Annotated in this window: 24 protein-coding genes and 1 pseudogene; 1 reads left to right on the forward strand and 24 read right to left on the reverse strand. The window is 70.9% G+C overall.

Going from position 1 to position 13,375, the window contains the following annotated elements; genetic code table 11:
• Nucleotide 1 precedes the first annotated feature (1 nt).
• From ACZ601_RS38165 to ACZ601_RS38280, 24 genes and pseudogenes are all read right to left on the reverse strand, one after another.
• Nucleotides 2–151, reverse strand: a complete 150-nt coding sequence (locus ACZ601_RS38165) for a hypothetical protein (protein WP_469546614.1) — start codon at nucleotides 149–151, stop codon at nucleotides 2–4.
• Nucleotides 148–969 (reverse strand): hypothetical protein, encoded by an 822-nt coding sequence (locus ACZ601_RS38170; protein WP_469546616.1) that lies wholly within the window; start codon nucleotides 967–969, stop codon nucleotides 148–150. The genes ACZ601_RS38165 and ACZ601_RS38170 overlap by 4 nt, the downstream gene beginning before the upstream one ends.
• Nucleotides 969–1,181, reverse strand: coding sequence for a hypothetical protein (locus tag ACZ601_RS38175; protein ID WP_469546618.1), 213 nt, complete (start codon nucleotides 1,179–1,181; stop codon nucleotides 969–971). Before ACZ601_RS38175 ends, ACZ601_RS38170 begins: the two co-directional genes overlap by 1 nt.
• A gap of 101 nt (nucleotides 1,182–1,282) precedes the next feature.
• Nucleotides 1,283–1,504, reverse strand: coding sequence for a hypothetical protein (locus tag ACZ601_RS38180; protein WP_469546621.1), 222 nt, complete (start codon nucleotides 1,502–1,504; stop codon nucleotides 1,283–1,285).
• Nucleotides 1,505–1,543: 39 nt separating this feature from the next.
• Nucleotides 1,544–2,290 (reverse strand): hypothetical protein, encoded by a 747-nt coding sequence (locus tag ACZ601_RS38185; protein ID WP_469546623.1) that lies wholly within the window; start codon nucleotides 2,288–2,290, stop codon nucleotides 1,544–1,546.
• Between the two features lie 77 nt (nucleotides 2,291–2,367).
• The gene (locus tag ACZ601_RS38190) at nucleotides 2,368–2,775 is read right to left on the reverse strand and encodes a hypothetical protein (RefSeq protein WP_469546625.1); all 408 of its coding nucleotides are present in this window, start codon (nucleotides 2,773–2,775) and stop codon (nucleotides 2,368–2,370) included.
• A gap of 187 nt (nucleotides 2,776–2,962) precedes the next feature.
• Nucleotides 2,963–3,739: a hypothetical protein gene (locus ACZ601_RS38195; RefSeq protein WP_469546627.1), complete on the reverse strand. Its 777-nt coding sequence runs from the start codon at nucleotides 3,737–3,739 to the stop codon at nucleotides 2,963–2,965.
• A gap of 86 nt (nucleotides 3,740–3,825) precedes the next feature.
• Entirely contained in the window at nucleotides 3,826–3,981 is a 156-nt protein-coding gene (locus ACZ601_RS38200) for a hypothetical protein (protein WP_469546668.1), read from the reverse strand.
• 558 nt (nucleotides 3,982–4,539) lie between these two features.
• Nucleotides 4,540–4,965, reverse strand: a pseudogene (locus tag ACZ601_RS38205) (DNA cytosine methyltransferase); the annotation flags it as partial.
• 125 nt (nucleotides 4,966–5,090) lie between these two features.
• Complete coding sequence (locus tag ACZ601_RS38210) at nucleotides 5,091–5,261, reverse strand: hypothetical protein (RefSeq protein WP_469546629.1); 171 nt, start codon at nucleotides 5,259–5,261, stop codon at nucleotides 5,091–5,093.
• A complete protein-coding gene (locus ACZ601_RS38215) occupies nucleotides 5,258–5,569 on the reverse strand; it encodes a hypothetical protein (protein WP_469546631.1) in 312 nt (103 codons plus the stop codon). Before ACZ601_RS38215 ends, ACZ601_RS38210 begins: the two co-directional genes overlap by 4 nt.
• On the reverse strand, nucleotides 5,566–6,270 hold the full coding sequence (locus tag ACZ601_RS38220; protein WP_469546633.1) for an ATP-binding protein: 705 nt from the start codon (nucleotides 6,268–6,270) through the stop codon (nucleotides 5,566–5,568). The genes ACZ601_RS38215 and ACZ601_RS38220 overlap by 4 nt, the downstream gene beginning before the upstream one ends.
• An 11-nt stretch (nucleotides 6,271–6,281) precedes the next feature.
• The gene (locus ACZ601_RS38225; RefSeq protein ID WP_469546636.1) at nucleotides 6,282–7,103 is read right to left on the reverse strand and encodes a hypothetical protein; all 822 of its coding nucleotides are present in this window, start codon (nucleotides 7,101–7,103) and stop codon (nucleotides 6,282–6,284) included.
• A gap of 57 nt (nucleotides 7,104–7,160) precedes the next feature.
• Nucleotides 7,161–7,964: a WhiB family transcriptional regulator gene (locus ACZ601_RS38230; protein ID WP_469546638.1), complete on the reverse strand. Its 804-nt coding sequence runs from the start codon at nucleotides 7,962–7,964 to the stop codon at nucleotides 7,161–7,163.
• Nucleotides 7,961–8,161 carry a hypothetical protein gene (locus ACZ601_RS38235; RefSeq protein ID WP_469546640.1) on the reverse strand — a complete coding sequence of 67 codons (201 nt, stop codon included), beginning with the start codon at nucleotides 8,159–8,161 and terminating at the stop codon, nucleotides 7,961–7,963. Before ACZ601_RS38235 ends, ACZ601_RS38230 begins: the two co-directional genes overlap by 4 nt.
• On the reverse strand, nucleotides 8,158–8,550 hold the full coding sequence (locus ACZ601_RS38240; protein ID WP_469546643.1) for a hypothetical protein: 393 nt from the start codon (nucleotides 8,548–8,550) through the stop codon (nucleotides 8,158–8,160). The genes ACZ601_RS38235 and ACZ601_RS38240 overlap by 4 nt, the downstream gene beginning before the upstream one ends.
• Nucleotides 8,547–9,365 carry a recombinase RecT gene (locus tag ACZ601_RS38245; RefSeq protein ID WP_469546646.1) on the reverse strand — a complete coding sequence of 273 codons (819 nt, stop codon included), beginning with the start codon at nucleotides 9,363–9,365 and terminating at the stop codon, nucleotides 8,547–8,549. The genes ACZ601_RS38240 and ACZ601_RS38245 overlap by 4 nt, the downstream gene beginning before the upstream one ends.
• The gene (locus ACZ601_RS38250) at nucleotides 9,362–10,288 is read right to left on the reverse strand and encodes a YqaJ viral recombinase family nuclease (protein WP_469546649.1); all 927 of its coding nucleotides are present in this window, start codon (nucleotides 10,286–10,288) and stop codon (nucleotides 9,362–9,364) included. Before ACZ601_RS38250 ends, ACZ601_RS38245 begins: the two co-directional genes overlap by 4 nt.
• Complete coding sequence (locus ACZ601_RS38255) at nucleotides 10,285–10,476, reverse strand: hypothetical protein (protein WP_469546651.1); 192 nt, start codon at nucleotides 10,474–10,476, stop codon at nucleotides 10,285–10,287. Before ACZ601_RS38255 ends, ACZ601_RS38250 begins: the two co-directional genes overlap by 4 nt.
• Complete coding sequence (locus ACZ601_RS38260; RefSeq protein ID WP_469546654.1) at nucleotides 10,473–10,694, reverse strand: hypothetical protein; 222 nt, start codon at nucleotides 10,692–10,694, stop codon at nucleotides 10,473–10,475. The genes ACZ601_RS38255 and ACZ601_RS38260 overlap by 4 nt, the downstream gene beginning before the upstream one ends.
• Nucleotides 10,687–11,205 carry a hypothetical protein gene (locus tag ACZ601_RS38265; RefSeq protein ID WP_469546656.1) on the reverse strand — a complete coding sequence of 173 codons (519 nt, stop codon included), beginning with the start codon at nucleotides 11,203–11,205 and terminating at the stop codon, nucleotides 10,687–10,689. Before ACZ601_RS38265 ends, ACZ601_RS38260 begins: the two co-directional genes overlap by 8 nt.
• Entirely contained in the window at nucleotides 11,195–11,371 is a 177-nt protein-coding gene (locus ACZ601_RS38270) for a hypothetical protein (protein WP_469546658.1), read from the reverse strand. The genes ACZ601_RS38265 and ACZ601_RS38270 overlap by 11 nt, the downstream gene beginning before the upstream one ends.
• Nucleotides 11,368–11,841: a hypothetical protein gene (locus ACZ601_RS38275; protein ID WP_469546661.1), complete on the reverse strand. Its 474-nt coding sequence runs from the start codon at nucleotides 11,839–11,841 to the stop codon at nucleotides 11,368–11,370. The genes ACZ601_RS38270 and ACZ601_RS38275 overlap by 4 nt, the downstream gene beginning before the upstream one ends.
• Nucleotides 11,842–11,928: 87 nt before the next feature.
• The gene (locus ACZ601_RS38280) at nucleotides 11,929–12,378 is read right to left on the reverse strand and encodes a helix-turn-helix domain-containing protein (protein ID WP_469546664.1); all 450 of its coding nucleotides are present in this window, start codon (nucleotides 12,376–12,378) and stop codon (nucleotides 11,929–11,931) included.
• A 215-nt stretch (nucleotides 12,379–12,593) separates the two neighbouring features.
• Between ACZ601_RS38280 and ACZ601_RS38285 the strand changes: the two genes are divergently transcribed.
• The gene (locus ACZ601_RS38285; protein WP_469546666.1) at nucleotides 12,594–13,103 is read left to right on the forward strand and encodes a helix-turn-helix domain-containing protein; all 510 of its coding nucleotides are present in this window, start codon (nucleotides 12,594–12,596) and stop codon (nucleotides 13,101–13,103) included.
• Nucleotides 13,104–13,375 lie beyond the last annotated feature (272 nt).

A 13,375-nucleotide genomic window follows, 5' to 3' on the forward strand; every position in this document is an offset into this window, starting at 1 on the left:
CTCAGTGGAGGATGGCCAGCCCGAGGGCGGCGAGGGTGAGCACGAGGGCGACGGTCCCGGTGATGGGTGGGACGTCGTGCGCGGCGAGGACGCAGAGGACGAGCAGGGCGCCCGCGGCGGCGATCGGGAAGAACCAGCAGAGGGCAGTCATCCGTAGCCGCCTGCCATGCCGTCGGCAGTGCGGCGAGCACGGCGAACAGCTGCTGCGACGGAGGGCCGGTCGGCGTCAGGTCGGCGGGCGAGGATCGCGTCGACGGCGTCGGAGTTGTTCGGGGTGATCGCGACGTGTTCGCGGGCGAGATCGGCAATGCTCGCGCTGGTCGGGGCCGGTGCGGGTGGCGGGGCGATCGGGGGCATGCTCGCGGCGCTCGGGGGCTGCTCGGGGGTGATCGGGCTGATCGCGATCCGTGCTCGGCGGGCGAGTTCGCGGCCCTTGTCCTGGCGGCTGATCTCGATGCGGAAGTCGACGTCGACCTCGGCGAGCGCGCGTTCGGCGGCCATCTCGCGGCGCCGCATCTCGATCCGGTGCTGCTCCTCCTCGAACGCCATGCCGCGCTCCATGGAGGCGATCACGGCTTGCTCGTCGTCGGTGAGCGCGGCGGGGTCGCGGCCGTCGACGAGGGCGAGGAGCCATACGACCTTCGCGCCGAGGGGCAGGAGCGGCCCGGCTGCGGCCATGGGGACGCTGCCGTCGAGCAGGCCGTGCCAGACGAGGAGTCCAGCGACGGCGAGGAGCGCGGCCCAGCCGATGCCGGGCACGATGTTCCGGCCCTTGACGTCGACGTGGAGGCCGCGGGCCTCGGCGACGATGACGGACGCCCACACGACGTCCGCGCCGGCGGCGACGGTCAGGCCGATCGCGCCGGTGCCGAGGAGGTCGACGAGGGACCAGGTGGTCCAGGCGAGGGATGCGGCGGAGAGCGTGGCGGCCGGGTAGACGAGCGGGGAGACGTGGGGCCAGCGCGGCATCAGGCCACCGCCGTACGGCAGGTGCGGAGGTCGAGCTGCTGACGGTTGCGGCGGGCCATCGAGGCGCCGTTCGCAGCGGCACGGGCGTCGGCGTCGGCGGTGAGGGTGCGGCACCGGGTGCAGTGCTGCTCATGGACGCGTTGCCGCAGCGCCGTGGGCGTGTCCGGGGTGAGGGGTTCGCGCACGGGGGCGGGCGTGAAAAGATCGGCCATGGCCGAGCCTCCTGGGTAGATCAGGATGGTTCCGGTCTGGGGTCGGGCGGCGCGCGCGCCTCGGGTGTTCCACCACCCGGGAGCTGCCGTCCGGCCCTGCTCTATGTGGTTGTCGGGCCTGGCCCGTTCTTCTTGATCGCCGCGTCGACGGCGTTCCAGCTCTTCCCGAGATCGCGAGCCACGTTGGCCACGGTTCCGAGTTCGGCTACACCGTCGAGCAGGGCGAGCGCTCTTCGTTTGGCGGATTCGGAGACGAGGAGTTGGAGCTGTTCCACCAGCTGGTCCTCCCCGTGGACCCGGTCCCGCCATGGGATCGCGTTCACGGGGAGAACTGTATCTAACCCAGGGTTCTATGTCAACGGTCAGGCGGCTGCCCCGAGTTCGGTCCACACCCCGCCGCAGGACGAGCAGTTGGCGAGGGGGCTCGCGCCGGCCCCGCCGTACACGGTGATGGTGCCGCCGCAGGGGAACACCTGGTGAATCATCCGCGGGCAGGGCACGGACAGCGTCGCTTCCTCGGCCCCGGTGTCGAGGACCTGCTCGATGCGGTGCCGGGCCTCAGCGGCCACGTGGGTGATGTGCTGCTGCTGGCCAGCCTCCAGCGGCCGGAAGGGCCCGGGGCTGCCGGTGACCCGTCCGAGGAGCCACAGGGCCGTGTACGGGGCGCTGGGCTGTGCTCCGGTCCACTTCCATCGGCGGGGGTCTGCGGCATCGTCCTGGACGGCTTGGACGCGGCGTGCATGGTCCTCCCACACGAGGCGCTCGGCGCGCGTCTTGGCGTGGGCTGCGCGGCGCGGGGCTGGCATGGGGATCGGGGGGCGCTGAACGTGCTCGGCGACCGCCCCGGCGCAGCCGAGGAGTGCGGCTTCGACGGTGCGCATGACGCCGTACACCTGGAGCCGGATCGGGATGGGGCGGGCGCCGAGCTGCGCCGGGTCCCGTTCCAGGGCACGGAGTTCGGCGGCGGTGGTGGGGTCGGTGTCCTCGATGGCGGCGAGGTAGCCGCGTAGGCCGCGCCCGAATCCGGCGATGACGGGGGGTGCCCCGAGGGCGTCGTTGAGGTCGGCCCACGTTGTGGCGATCTGTCGGAGGTCAGCAGCGGCGTTCACGGTGGCTCCTTGCGGGCGTGCGGTGGTCATGGGGTGCGGGGGTGGCCGCCCGGGTGGGGTCCGGGCGGCCGACGGGGTCAGGTGTTGGGCTGCTGCTGGTCGAGGGCTCGGTTGGTGGGGCAGGGCCAGGTGCCGCAGCCTGCGGTGCAGCTGCGTCCGGGGTGGTCGGGGTAGGCGTCGCGGTGTAGGGCCCGCACGCGTTCGATGGCGGCCTCGGCCCGATCGGCGCGCTGTGCCAGTTCCTCGATCGCGGGCACGAGCCGGGGCCAGGAGTCACCGCCGTGGGCCTCGGTGATCCCGGCTGTCTCCAGTGCGTCGCGGGCTTCTTCGAGGAGGGCGGACCGCTCGATGGCGCCACGCTGAAGGAGGTTCAGGCGCTCGGCCATGGCGGTGATTCCGGCGCCCAGCGCGTCGTGTTCGGCGGGAAGTGCGACGCCGCGTCGGGCCCGGTCGGCGAGGTGGAGCAGCTGTTCGCGGTCGCTCATCGGGTCGGCTCCTCTGAGAACGGCAGGCCTAGGTAGCGGGCATTGAGGTAGCGGGCGGCCTGCTCCGGATCGTCTGGGAGGTCACCGCCAGGCGGAGTTTCGCCGGGGAATTGGGCGGGTCGGATGGCGGGTCGTTGCGCAAGGGAGCGGAGGGCGGCGGTCCGACGACCGTTCAGCCCGGTGTCGCTCATCGGGTCGGCTCCTCGGTGTCGACCGTGTCGGGCTGCTGCGCCTCGTCGGCCAGGCGGCGGAGCTCGGCGGCAGCGCGGTGAACGGCGCGGTGCTCGGCCTCGTCATCGGGCTCCAGCGCGCCGTACTGCTCGGCCGCTTCGTCGTCGCGCTGGTGCTGCGTGGTCTCGATCGCGTCGGCGGCCTCCCGGAGCACGGTGGCCCGGTCGGCGTCTGCGGGGTGCGACAGGGCGGTATGTGCCTGCCGCTTCCACCACTCCCGGTTGGCGCGCAGCCGCTCCACCTCGGCCCGCAGCTGCTCGACCTCGGCGTCCTGCTCCCGCACGTGGGTCTCCATGTCCCGCATGTCTCCCTGGAGGCAGGTCAGACGGCGGTTGAGCTCGGTGCGCTCGGCGCGCAGACGCGCGATGGTGGTCTGCGCCTTGACGGCCTGCGCTCCGTCTTCCTTGTGCCAGCGGATCAGCTTGTCCACCTCGGCGCTCAGGTCGGACACCTCGGCCGCCCGGTCGCGGGTGTCGGCCGGGGTGCCGAGGACCAGCCGGGCCGGGGACCGCTCGGCCTCGAACGCCAGGACCGAATCCAGGAACTCCCGGACGAACGGGGTCTCCTCCTCGGCAGTCAGGTCGGCGGCGTGGTCACGGAGAGCCAGTGCGGCAGCGACCTCCCAGGCTCCCGGCCCGGGGGCGACGGCGTACCAGCGGGCGGCGAGGACGTCGGCGTGGTGGGCGAGCAGCGCGGCGAGGCCGTTGCGGTCGGCGGCGGGCTGGTCGGTCATGGTTGCTCCTGGGTGTGGGTGGGGTGGTGCCGGATGCGATGCTGGGAGGGCGCCCGCCGGGGTCGAGCCGGCGGGCGCAGCCGTGTTCATGCGGGGTGCGGGGTGGTGATGCCGGCCCGTGCGGCGAGCAGCCGCAGCGCGGCCTCGGCCTGCTGGGGTACAACCCCGTTGCCGAGGGCGTGGAGCTGCTGGGTGCGGGTGAGTCCGGGGACGGCGGTGACGTGACCGGAGGGCAGGCCCATGAGCCACTCGACGAAGTCGGGGCTTAGGCGGTTTCGATCGTCAGTTGCCCATGGGGCGGGTCGTCCGAGGACGGCTTCCCACCGTCGGATGGCGGGGGTGTAGGCGCCCCAGTCAGAGATGCTGTGACCACGTCCAGCGAGGCGCCCGACTGGTGCCCGTTGCCCTTCCGCCCGCCCCGCCGTCCATGCCCGTTGGGGCTCGTTCCGGTGTCCGGAGTGGGAAGCAGCTTCATCGGCAGCAGTGTCCGTGCCGCATCGAGGAGCGTCGGTCCGTACCCCTCGCCGTAGGGCGTCCCGTCCGGCCGGAAGTTCGCCGTGTTCGCCGAGTCGGCCACGACCGGTGTCGGCAGCAGCGACGGCGCGAGAGAGTTCAGCGACGGTCGTACTGCGGCGCCGGGGCTCGGCGACTGGTTGTTGCCGTACGGCGTCGCGGTCGGCGTGGGTAGCAGGTGCTCCACCTCGTCGGCCAGCGTCGGTCCGTGCCCGCCCGACTTCCGCTTCTCCGGGTGCTGACTCCCACCGTTCACCGCGAGGTTGGCGGTCGGCGTCTTGAGCAGTGGCGAGGATGATGAGCCGGCGGCGGGGGTGGGGAGCGCCGACCTCCGACGCGCGTACAACGTCCCACTCAACATCGAACCCGAGCTCGGCAAGGTCACGGAGGACGATGTCGAATCCGAGTCGAAGGTGTCCGCCGACGTTCTCAAAGACTGCGACTCGGGGTCGTAGAACCCCAAGGGCACGGGCAATGTCGGGCCAGATGTGGCGGTCATCGTTGGTTCCTTTCCGCTTGCCGGCGTTGCTGAAGGGCTGGCAGGGGTAGCCGCCGCACACGATGTCGACGGGCTCGACAGTGGACCAATCGGTGGTAGTGAGGTCGCCGAGGTTCGGGACGTCCGGCCAGTGGTGGGCGAGGATCCGCGAGGCCCCGGGGTCGATGTCCGACACCCACGCCGGCGACCCGCCGAACACTGTCTCGACGGCCATGTCGAGGCCGCCGTAGCCGGTGCAGAACGAGCCGATGCGGGGCCCGTGAGGCGCAGCAAGCTGTCCGGGGATCACATCGGGCGGGGGCTGGTCGAGGAGTGCGCGGGTGCGGTCCAGAGCGGTCGTCACGCCGCCTCCCGCACGTCGGGCCGGACCGCGTACCCGGAGCTGAGCAGGTACTGGCCGATCCGGTCGGTCAGCCCGGCCGGGGTCTGCTCCTCGGGCGGGACGATCAGCCGGTAGTCGTCGATGGCGGCGGCGACAATCGCCGCGGCGGCCGGCGGGAACGGGTTCATGCGGCGGCCCGCCCTTCCTGCTCGCGGCGCTCGGCCTCGGCCACCAGCGCCAGCAGCGCGGCCCGGCACGGCGTGGTGTTGAGCGCGCCCGTGCAGTCGGTGGCCGGCGGGATGTACCCGGTCCAGTCCTGCGGGGTGGTGTGCCGGTGTGGGGGCTTCTTCAGCTGCTCGGCCAGGTCGGGGTACCGGAGGACGAGGGTGCGGCGGCGCCGATTCTCCGCGTGCGCGTCCGATTGGACCTGCTTGAGGAACTCCTTGAGGTCGCCCTGCTTGCGGATGGCGGCCATGTCCTGCTCGCTGATGCTCATGCGGCTCTCCTGCGGTCGGTGCCGGTGATGACGGAGCGGTCGCACATCTCGGTGAGGCGGGATGCGACGCGGTCGCCGAGCCGGTCGGCGAGCTGCTTGGGCAGCACGTTCGAGGTGAGGAGGGTGGGGAGCTGGTTCTCGTACCGGTGGTTGACCAGCCGGAAGTTGATCTCTTCGGTCCACTCGGAAGACTTCGCGGCGCCGAGGTCATCGACGAGGAGGAGTCGGGCGTGGGCGTAGCGGCGGAACTCGGTCTCGGAGTCGACGCCGTTGCGCGGGCGGAGTGCGGCGTACAGGTCCGCTGAGGAGGTGGCGACCCACGTCATCGACACCCCGGACACGGCAAGCGCCCGGACCGCGCCGTACGCCTGGTGGGTTTTGCCGACGCCGGTCGGGCCGAGGAGGAGCAGGGACCGGCCGCGGCCGATGGTCGGGATGATCGCGTCGCGGCGTTCCTGATCGGTGCGGGCGGTGGTGCACAGCTCGGCCGTCCAGCCGAGGGCTTCGGGGAGTTCGGCGATGGCGTTGCGGTAGATGTGCGGGACGGTGGTGCGGGCCTGAGCGATGCCGCGGCGAATGAGGTTCATCTCGCTGTACGGGTTGCCGTCGCGGACGTTGACCTGTTCGGCGGTGAGGTTTCGGCCGGCGAGGAGGTGGGCGAAGTTGTCGCGGGTGAAGTCGACCGCGGGCGCGAGGTCCATGGGTGCGCCTTTCACAGGGAGTCGTAGTAGGCGGACTGGTCTTCGGGGTTGGTCCACGGCTGGTAGTCGCCGACGGCGCGCAGCTGGGGGCGGCCGGTGGGCTCGAGCTCGTCGTCGTAGCAGCCCTTGTTCAGCCAGGTGGCGGGGTACTTCGTGTACTTGGGGTCCTGCTGGGCGCGTTCGCGGGCGTAGGCCTGGGCTGCGGTGGTGATGTGCTCGGGGGTGGCGCCGCGTTCGAGGGCGGCGGTCCAGGCCTTGCGTGCTTCTTCGCGGGCTTTCTTCTTCGGGTAGATCAGCCAGAAGGCGCCGAAGGCTTCGAGATGCTGCTCGGCCGGAGAAGAGTCTTTAACTACATGAGGTGGCTGAGGGGGTGAGGAGAAGGGGGGAGCCCCGGCACCTTCTGAAGGAGCCCCGGCACCTTCTGAAGGTGCCCCCGCTCCCCCTTGTGGGGGTGAAGGGGTAGCCCCCGCTCCTTCTGAAGGTGCCCCCGCTCCCCCTTGAGTCCCCAAAGGGGTAGCCGTGGCTCCCCCTTGGAGGGGCGGAACGAGGAACGTCATCCGGGTACCAGGCACCGCGTACAGGACCCGTCCGTCCTTGCCCTTACCGATTGGAACCCGGAACTCCCAGCCCGCTGCGGACAACCGCTTGAGGGCGTTCCGTACGACGCTGGCATCCTTGGCCGCGGTCCACCGGGCGAGCGCTTCGAGGGTGGCCCAGCTTTCACGGGTCGTCTCGTTCGCGTCGTCGGCGATCTCCAGGGCGACCGCACGCTGAAGACCAGTGATGTCCGGTCCCAGTTCTTCGCGCATCTGCCGGCGGAGCTCGTAGCCCATGGTCCTTCTTCCGTACGGTCGTGGTGGCCCGGGGCGCACGGCCCCGGGCCGGGCGGGTCAGGCGGCGGTGCGTGACTTCGCGGTGCCGGTGTTGCGGAGGAGCCAGTCCGCGTGGGCGTTCGCTTCGCGGCACGGGGTGCACACGGTCTTGCCCGCCTTGCGGTGGGCCTGGTAGCCGGACCGGGTCCCGCACTCGGGCACCTTCGTCTTGCGGCGCGGCTGCTCAGCCCGGTTCGCGGCCAGGCACTCATCGCACGCCTTCTCACCCCGGCGGCGATGCGCCAGGTACCCGGCCCGGGACCCGTGCAGCGCCTTCCGGCCGGCCGCATCGAGACGGTGCTCGGGCGTGATGCATCCGCGCTGGGAGCACGAGCGGGTGAGGTGCCCTGCGGGGCGCTCGCCGTACGCGACGAACCAAGCCAACTGCGGGGCCGTGTACTCCTCGCCGTGGACGATGACGGGGCTGCTGCCGGTCCAGGTGACGTGTCCGCCGGGTAGCGGGGCGGACTTGTCGGCGAGGACGCTGGCAGGGGTACGGACCGGCTTCGGGGTGGCGTCGCCGGTCTTCGGCTTGCGCTTGTGGATGCGGCGCCGCTCCCGCTCGTCGAGCCCGCCCCAGATCCCGACGTCCTGCCGCTCGTCGATCGCCCAACGCAGGCACGTGTCCATGACGGGGCAGGTGTGGCAGATCCGCTTGGCGTCGGCGGTCTGCTGCTGAGCGGCCGGCCCTTCACCGACAGGGAAGAAGACCTCCGGGTCGGTGGCCGCCTTGCACGCGGCCGCGGTGCGCCAGTTGTCGCCGGGCTGTAGGCCGTCGGGGGTCTGCGGGGTCAGGTTGCTGAGGATTCCGAGACGCTTCACTGGTCCCCCTTCAGGGTGTGGCATTCGGTGCAGGTCCAGCCGGGGTGTGCGGGCTGGTGGCGGGTGGTGAGGTGGGCGCACGTGGTGGTTTCGCAGACCAGCCAGCGGGCGCCGTCGAGGACGCCGTGCGGGGTGAACGTCGCGGTGGCCGGGGCGCGGTGCTGGCCGCGCGGGCGCAGGAACGCGGGGAGCTTCACGACTCCACCGCCTTCGGGACGGGCCGGTCACTGCGACGCTGCTGCCAGTGCCTGCCCTCGTCCAGGGCCGGGTTGTCGAGGCCGGTCGCGCTGTCGTACCCGGCCTGCAACCGGGCCACGGTGCGGACCAGTCGGGCGTTCTCGGCCCGGAGGCGGACGACCGCCCGCAGCAGGCGGTCGATGCGGTCGCCGTACCGAACCGCGTCCATGAGCCGGGCCATACGCACCCGGGCCAGGATCGTGTCGGCGCTGGTGTACTGGCCGGCCGTGGTGCGGGTGGTGGTGAGCGCGGTGCGGGCCTCGCGGCGGGCGGCGTCGCGCTGCTCCACCACCCGCTCGTACTGGGCCTGGAGCGCGGCGTGCGTGCTGCGGAGGATGAACATGGTCACGCCTCCTCGTCGACGAACTCGGCGTCGATCGCCTCGTCCTCGTCGCCGCGGTCGAGCGGCTGAGGCAGCGGGGCGAGCACGGCCGGCGCCTGCTCGGCTGCGACATCGGCGTGTGCGCGCAGCTGCTCGCGGATGTACTCGGCCGACGTGGGCACCCACTTCGTCAGCCGGTGCGCGGCCGTCTTCAACCACATCGCCTCGGTGTCCGTGTTCCACGGCGACCAGTCCTTGTCCGCGGCGTCGGACTTGGCGCGGGCCTTCGCGATGTGGCCCTTGTTCAGTACGACGACCTTCGACGTGGCGCCGTCCTTCATCACGGCGTACGCGTAGGCCAGTCGGAGTTCGCCGCGGTCGTCGGCATCCCAGTCGATCTCGTGCAGCGGGCGTTCGTCGTGGCCCGGCCGGTACGTGAACTGGTCGTTGCTGTAGACCACTTCGACGATCACGGAGGAGACGGCACCGGCCCGGTACATGAGCTCGATCTCGCCCTGGTAGCCCCGGACTCCGGTGACCTCGGTGCACCGCTTGGCCTTGCTCCAGCGGGGGACGAGGTAGTACTGCTCGGTGCCCGGCTCCAGGCCGAGACGCGCGGCGTCAAGGAGGACGGACATGAACTGGCCGACGTCGTTTTGTGCTGCCTTCAGCAGCTTCGGGTCCCGGCGGAGCAGGCCCTGCGTGGTGCGGATCCAGGCACCGACGCGCTTCTGCATGTGCGACGGCATGACGAGCTCGATGTCACCGCGGCACTGGGCGACGAGGGCGCCGGGCCCGGACTCCTGTACGGCGACAGCGGTGGACACGGTGGTGTTGGTCATGAGGTGCTCCGGTTCCGGGCGGGCTGAAGGGAGTAGGTGCGGCCGTCGCGAACGGTGCGGGTCGCGATCGTGCGGCGCTCGCACACCGCGCGCCGGCCGGTCCCGATCTCGTCGAGGAGGAGACCGGCCGCGGCGCGCTTCTCCTCGTCCGCCTGCTTGGCGGCCGCGAGCGCGGCGAAGTACCGGTCGCGACGCTCGGCGCTGACCTCGATGTCGATGTCGTCCTGGCCCTCGGGCAGGGCCTTGATCGCCGCATAGGTGGCGGTGTGGCCGTCGATGTCGGGGCGCTCGTGCTGCCGGACCGTGCGCATGAACTCGGCGCCGGCCTCGCGCATCAGCAGCGCCTCGGCCTTGTCGTGCTCGACGGTGTACTCGCGGTACTCGGACCCGGCGATCAGCACCGCGACGTGGCAGGTGGTGAGTCCGAGGACGTCGAGGTACCAGAGGCACTGCGCTCGGTAGTGGACAGGGATCTCGTCCGTGCCGGGTTTGCCCCAGCCGTGCTCATCACGGGCGGTCTTCGCCTCGATGATCGCGGTGGGCAGGGCGGTGGCCAGGTCGGTGACGATCAGCCGGTCCGGATTTGCGATCTGCCACGGCCGGGCCGAGTGCGAGTACGTCGGCGACGAGTCGATGACCAGCTCGGGGTGCAGCTGCTCGAACCGGGCGCAGATGCCGGGTTCGTGGACCTTCCCCCAGTACATCTCCTCGGACTCCTCGACGGGGGCGAGGAGCCCCTGCTTGCGGTGCCAGAGGGAGAACCGGGACTCGTACGGGCTGATCCCGAGGACGGCGGCGATCTCGGACCCGCCGATGCCGGCCGCGCGGGCGGTGTGCCAGTCGGTGCTGCCGGGCTCGAACCATCCGAGGACGGTGGGTCCGGCGGCCGGGGCCTGAGCCCCGGCCAGCGCGGTGTCGGTCATCGGCGGGTCAGCTCCCGAACGAGTTCCTGCGCCAGGTGTTCGGCGTCGGCGATCTTCTCGGTCAGCGCTTCGTTCTCTCGGGTCAGGTCGTCGGCCTCTTCCTTGAGGCCCTTCACCTGGTCCGTGAGCGCATCCCGCTCTTCTTCCAGCTCGGCCACGCGGGCCTCAAGGTCGATGACGTCGGTCATGCGATGGCTCCGATCAGGGCGGTGCCGCCCTCGTACAGGGCCCACCACAGACCACCGGAGGCGGCGAGTGCGATGGGGAGGGTGATGGCGCAGGACACGCCGGACGCGGGCTCCTGGTCGAAGCTGCGGCGGTCCTGGATCTCGCGGAGGGAGTGGCCCATGCCGTCCTGCCGGGGGCGCCGCCATGTACCTGCGAACGTGCTGTCGCGGTCAGCCACGGGGTGCCCCCGTCGTGGCGCGGCCGTCGAACTTGGCCAGGTCCCAGTCGTCCTCGCCGTAAGCGATGGCGTCCCACTCGCCCCGGAAGCGCCGCCAGCCCAGCGCGGTGCGCTCGCCGTCCTCGGGGTGAGTGGTGACCGTGTCGCAGCGGAACCGCCACTCGGGGTCCGTGTCCGTGTACGTGTAGCCGGGCTGGTAGAAGTCGGCCGCCGGGGTCGCCTGCTCCTGTTCCCCGGTGAGGCGGCGCAGGGTCTCCAGCGCGGCATCGTCGTCGGCGTCGAACTCGTCGCCGTGCTCGGCCATCCGGTCAGCGGCCAGCTCCAGCGCGAACCGCAGGAACTGCTGCTCGGCCTCGCTCAGCTCGATGACCGGGTCAGGCCCCTTCGACAGCGGCGGCCGGACCGCGATGACCGCGAGATGGTACGCGTCGGCAGCAGCATCGAAGCGGTCGCGGCTGTCGCTCAGGAAGCAGTCGCGCAGTTCGTGGCGAGCGGTCTGGTCAGCGGACACGGGTGCCTCCGAGGAGCATCAGCAGCGCGGCGAGGGTGAGGGGCAGGGTGCGGACGACGTGCGGCAGCAGGTGCTCCGGCATGTCCGCATCGACCAGCGCAAGGAACGGGACCAGCGACGCCGCGTAGATGCCCACGGCCAGGCACGTCATGGCCAGGGCGCTCACAGCTGCACCGCCGGACGCTCATCCGCGAGGTGCTCCAGCACGTGGTCCAACGCGTCCATCAGGTGCCGCTGCTCGGCCAACTCACCCGGGGCCGGGACACCGATCGGCATCGGCAGGGCGCCCAGCAGGGCCACCGCGTCGGACAAGGTCACCACCTGCACCGGGGCGGCGCTCTTCGGCATGAGCGTCCACGCCACCACCCGCACGCCGCGAACCTCACGGGCCGCCTCGATGTACACCGACCCGTCGCTCCGCGTCTCCATGGACTCGGTCAGCATCTGGTCATCACGGAACTGGCGCAGCCCCGGAATGTCGTCGTGGAAGTAGAAGGAAAGCCTGGGCTCTGCCGGCGACCACGGCTGCGCCGTGACCGTGAACTCGGTCGGCAGCGTCTGCGACTCGCTGATCATTTGCTCGGCCAGGGAGAGTGCGGCCATGAAGCTGTTCCGCTGGGTAGAGTTGTCGTTCACGGTGTCCTCGATTTCTGAAGGGATTGAGGGTGCCGAGGGGTCGTCCGGACCTGATCCGTCCGGGGCGGCCCCGTTGTGCGTGATGGGTCAGGCGGCGGGGTTCTGGAAGGGCTCGATCGCGCCGAGGGCCGACGTGCGCCGGATGTCCTCGCGGGTGAGCGTGATTCGGCCACCGTCGCGGTGGGCGTAGATCTCGCGGGCGTACGCCAGTTCCTTGATCTTGCGGGCGGACCAGGGCAGCCAGCCGAGTGCGTAGACCTGCTCGGGGGTGTAGCGCTTGAGCTCGTCGTCGAGGTCGATGACGGGTGCCTCGATGGCCTCGGCGGTCACGGTGTCTCCTTCATCAGCGATGGCTTCGGTCGGCACCCCGAGGGCGCCGGCGAGCGCGTCGGCCCGCTCCGCCTCGACGTCGTCGACCTCCGCTGTCTCCAGGTGGGAGAGGTAGCGGCGGTCAATTCCGGTGGCGGCCTGAAGGGTGCGGAGGCTCATCCCTTGAGCCTTCCGCAGGGCCTTGAGTGCGGGTCCGTGCAGTCTCACAGCTCAAACAGTAGGCCTCAAGGCATACCCACGCAACCCCTGATGCCTACTTTTTGAGCCCCGCTTCACATCGATGTAGGCACTCGGTAGCCAAGGGGGCGCACAGATGAGCCACTTCGTGCGCCGGTGTGAGCCGCATATGCTCACTTTCGTGCAGGTCAAAGACTCAAAGCTGGGCTGTCGCTAGGCCTACCGATGGGGCATGATGAGGGACCATGGGAGACTGGGTACGTCTAGGCGAGGCCTTCAAGACGGCACGCACCACGCATTCGCCGCGGCTAACGCAGTACGACGTGCAGCGCGCCCTCGACATCTCGCGCGCCACCGTGCAGAACATCGAGCGCGGCAAGGAGTTCGGGAAGGTCACGCCGTCACACCAGGCGTACGCCCGCCTCGTCGGCTGGACCGAGGACAGCGTCGACACCGTGCTGGCCGGCGGCGAACCGTCCCTGGCCACACCCTCTGACGCGGCCCCGCCTGAACAGTCCGCGCCCGTACCCGACGGCCTGCCGCTCCTCGTCGCGGAGGAGCTGACGACCGGCCAGCTTCTCGCCACCATGGTCATCAAACTGCCCGGCGGTGGCCAAGCCGTAGTTGTCGCCCGTGGCAAGGAGGGCGGCACGCCCGAGGAGATCCAAGCCGCGCTGGAAGCGTGGAAGCGGGCGGCGCCGAAGCTGGAGGAGATCGATGTCCGGACCGACGAGCCTCCGGAGTCGGCTGCCTGACCCAGGACGCACGGAAGCGGCCCGCCCCCAATCAGGGGCGGGCCGCTTCGTCGTACGGGGGAATCCGGCGCCTGGCCTGCGAGTTCTCCCCCGTCCCGTAGGAGAAATTTAGGGGACGGCACTGCGTACTGGCCGCGTAGGCAGTACGTACTCAGGAGGGGGTTAGGAAGTGGGCATAAAGAAACCCCAGGTCAGACGGTCCTGAACCTGGGGTTTCTCTCTGTGCTGGTGGGCGCGGGCAGTTTCGAACTGCCGACATCTGCTTTGTAAGA

This window comes from Streptomyces sp. NPDC104307 (genome assembly GCF_055584045.1).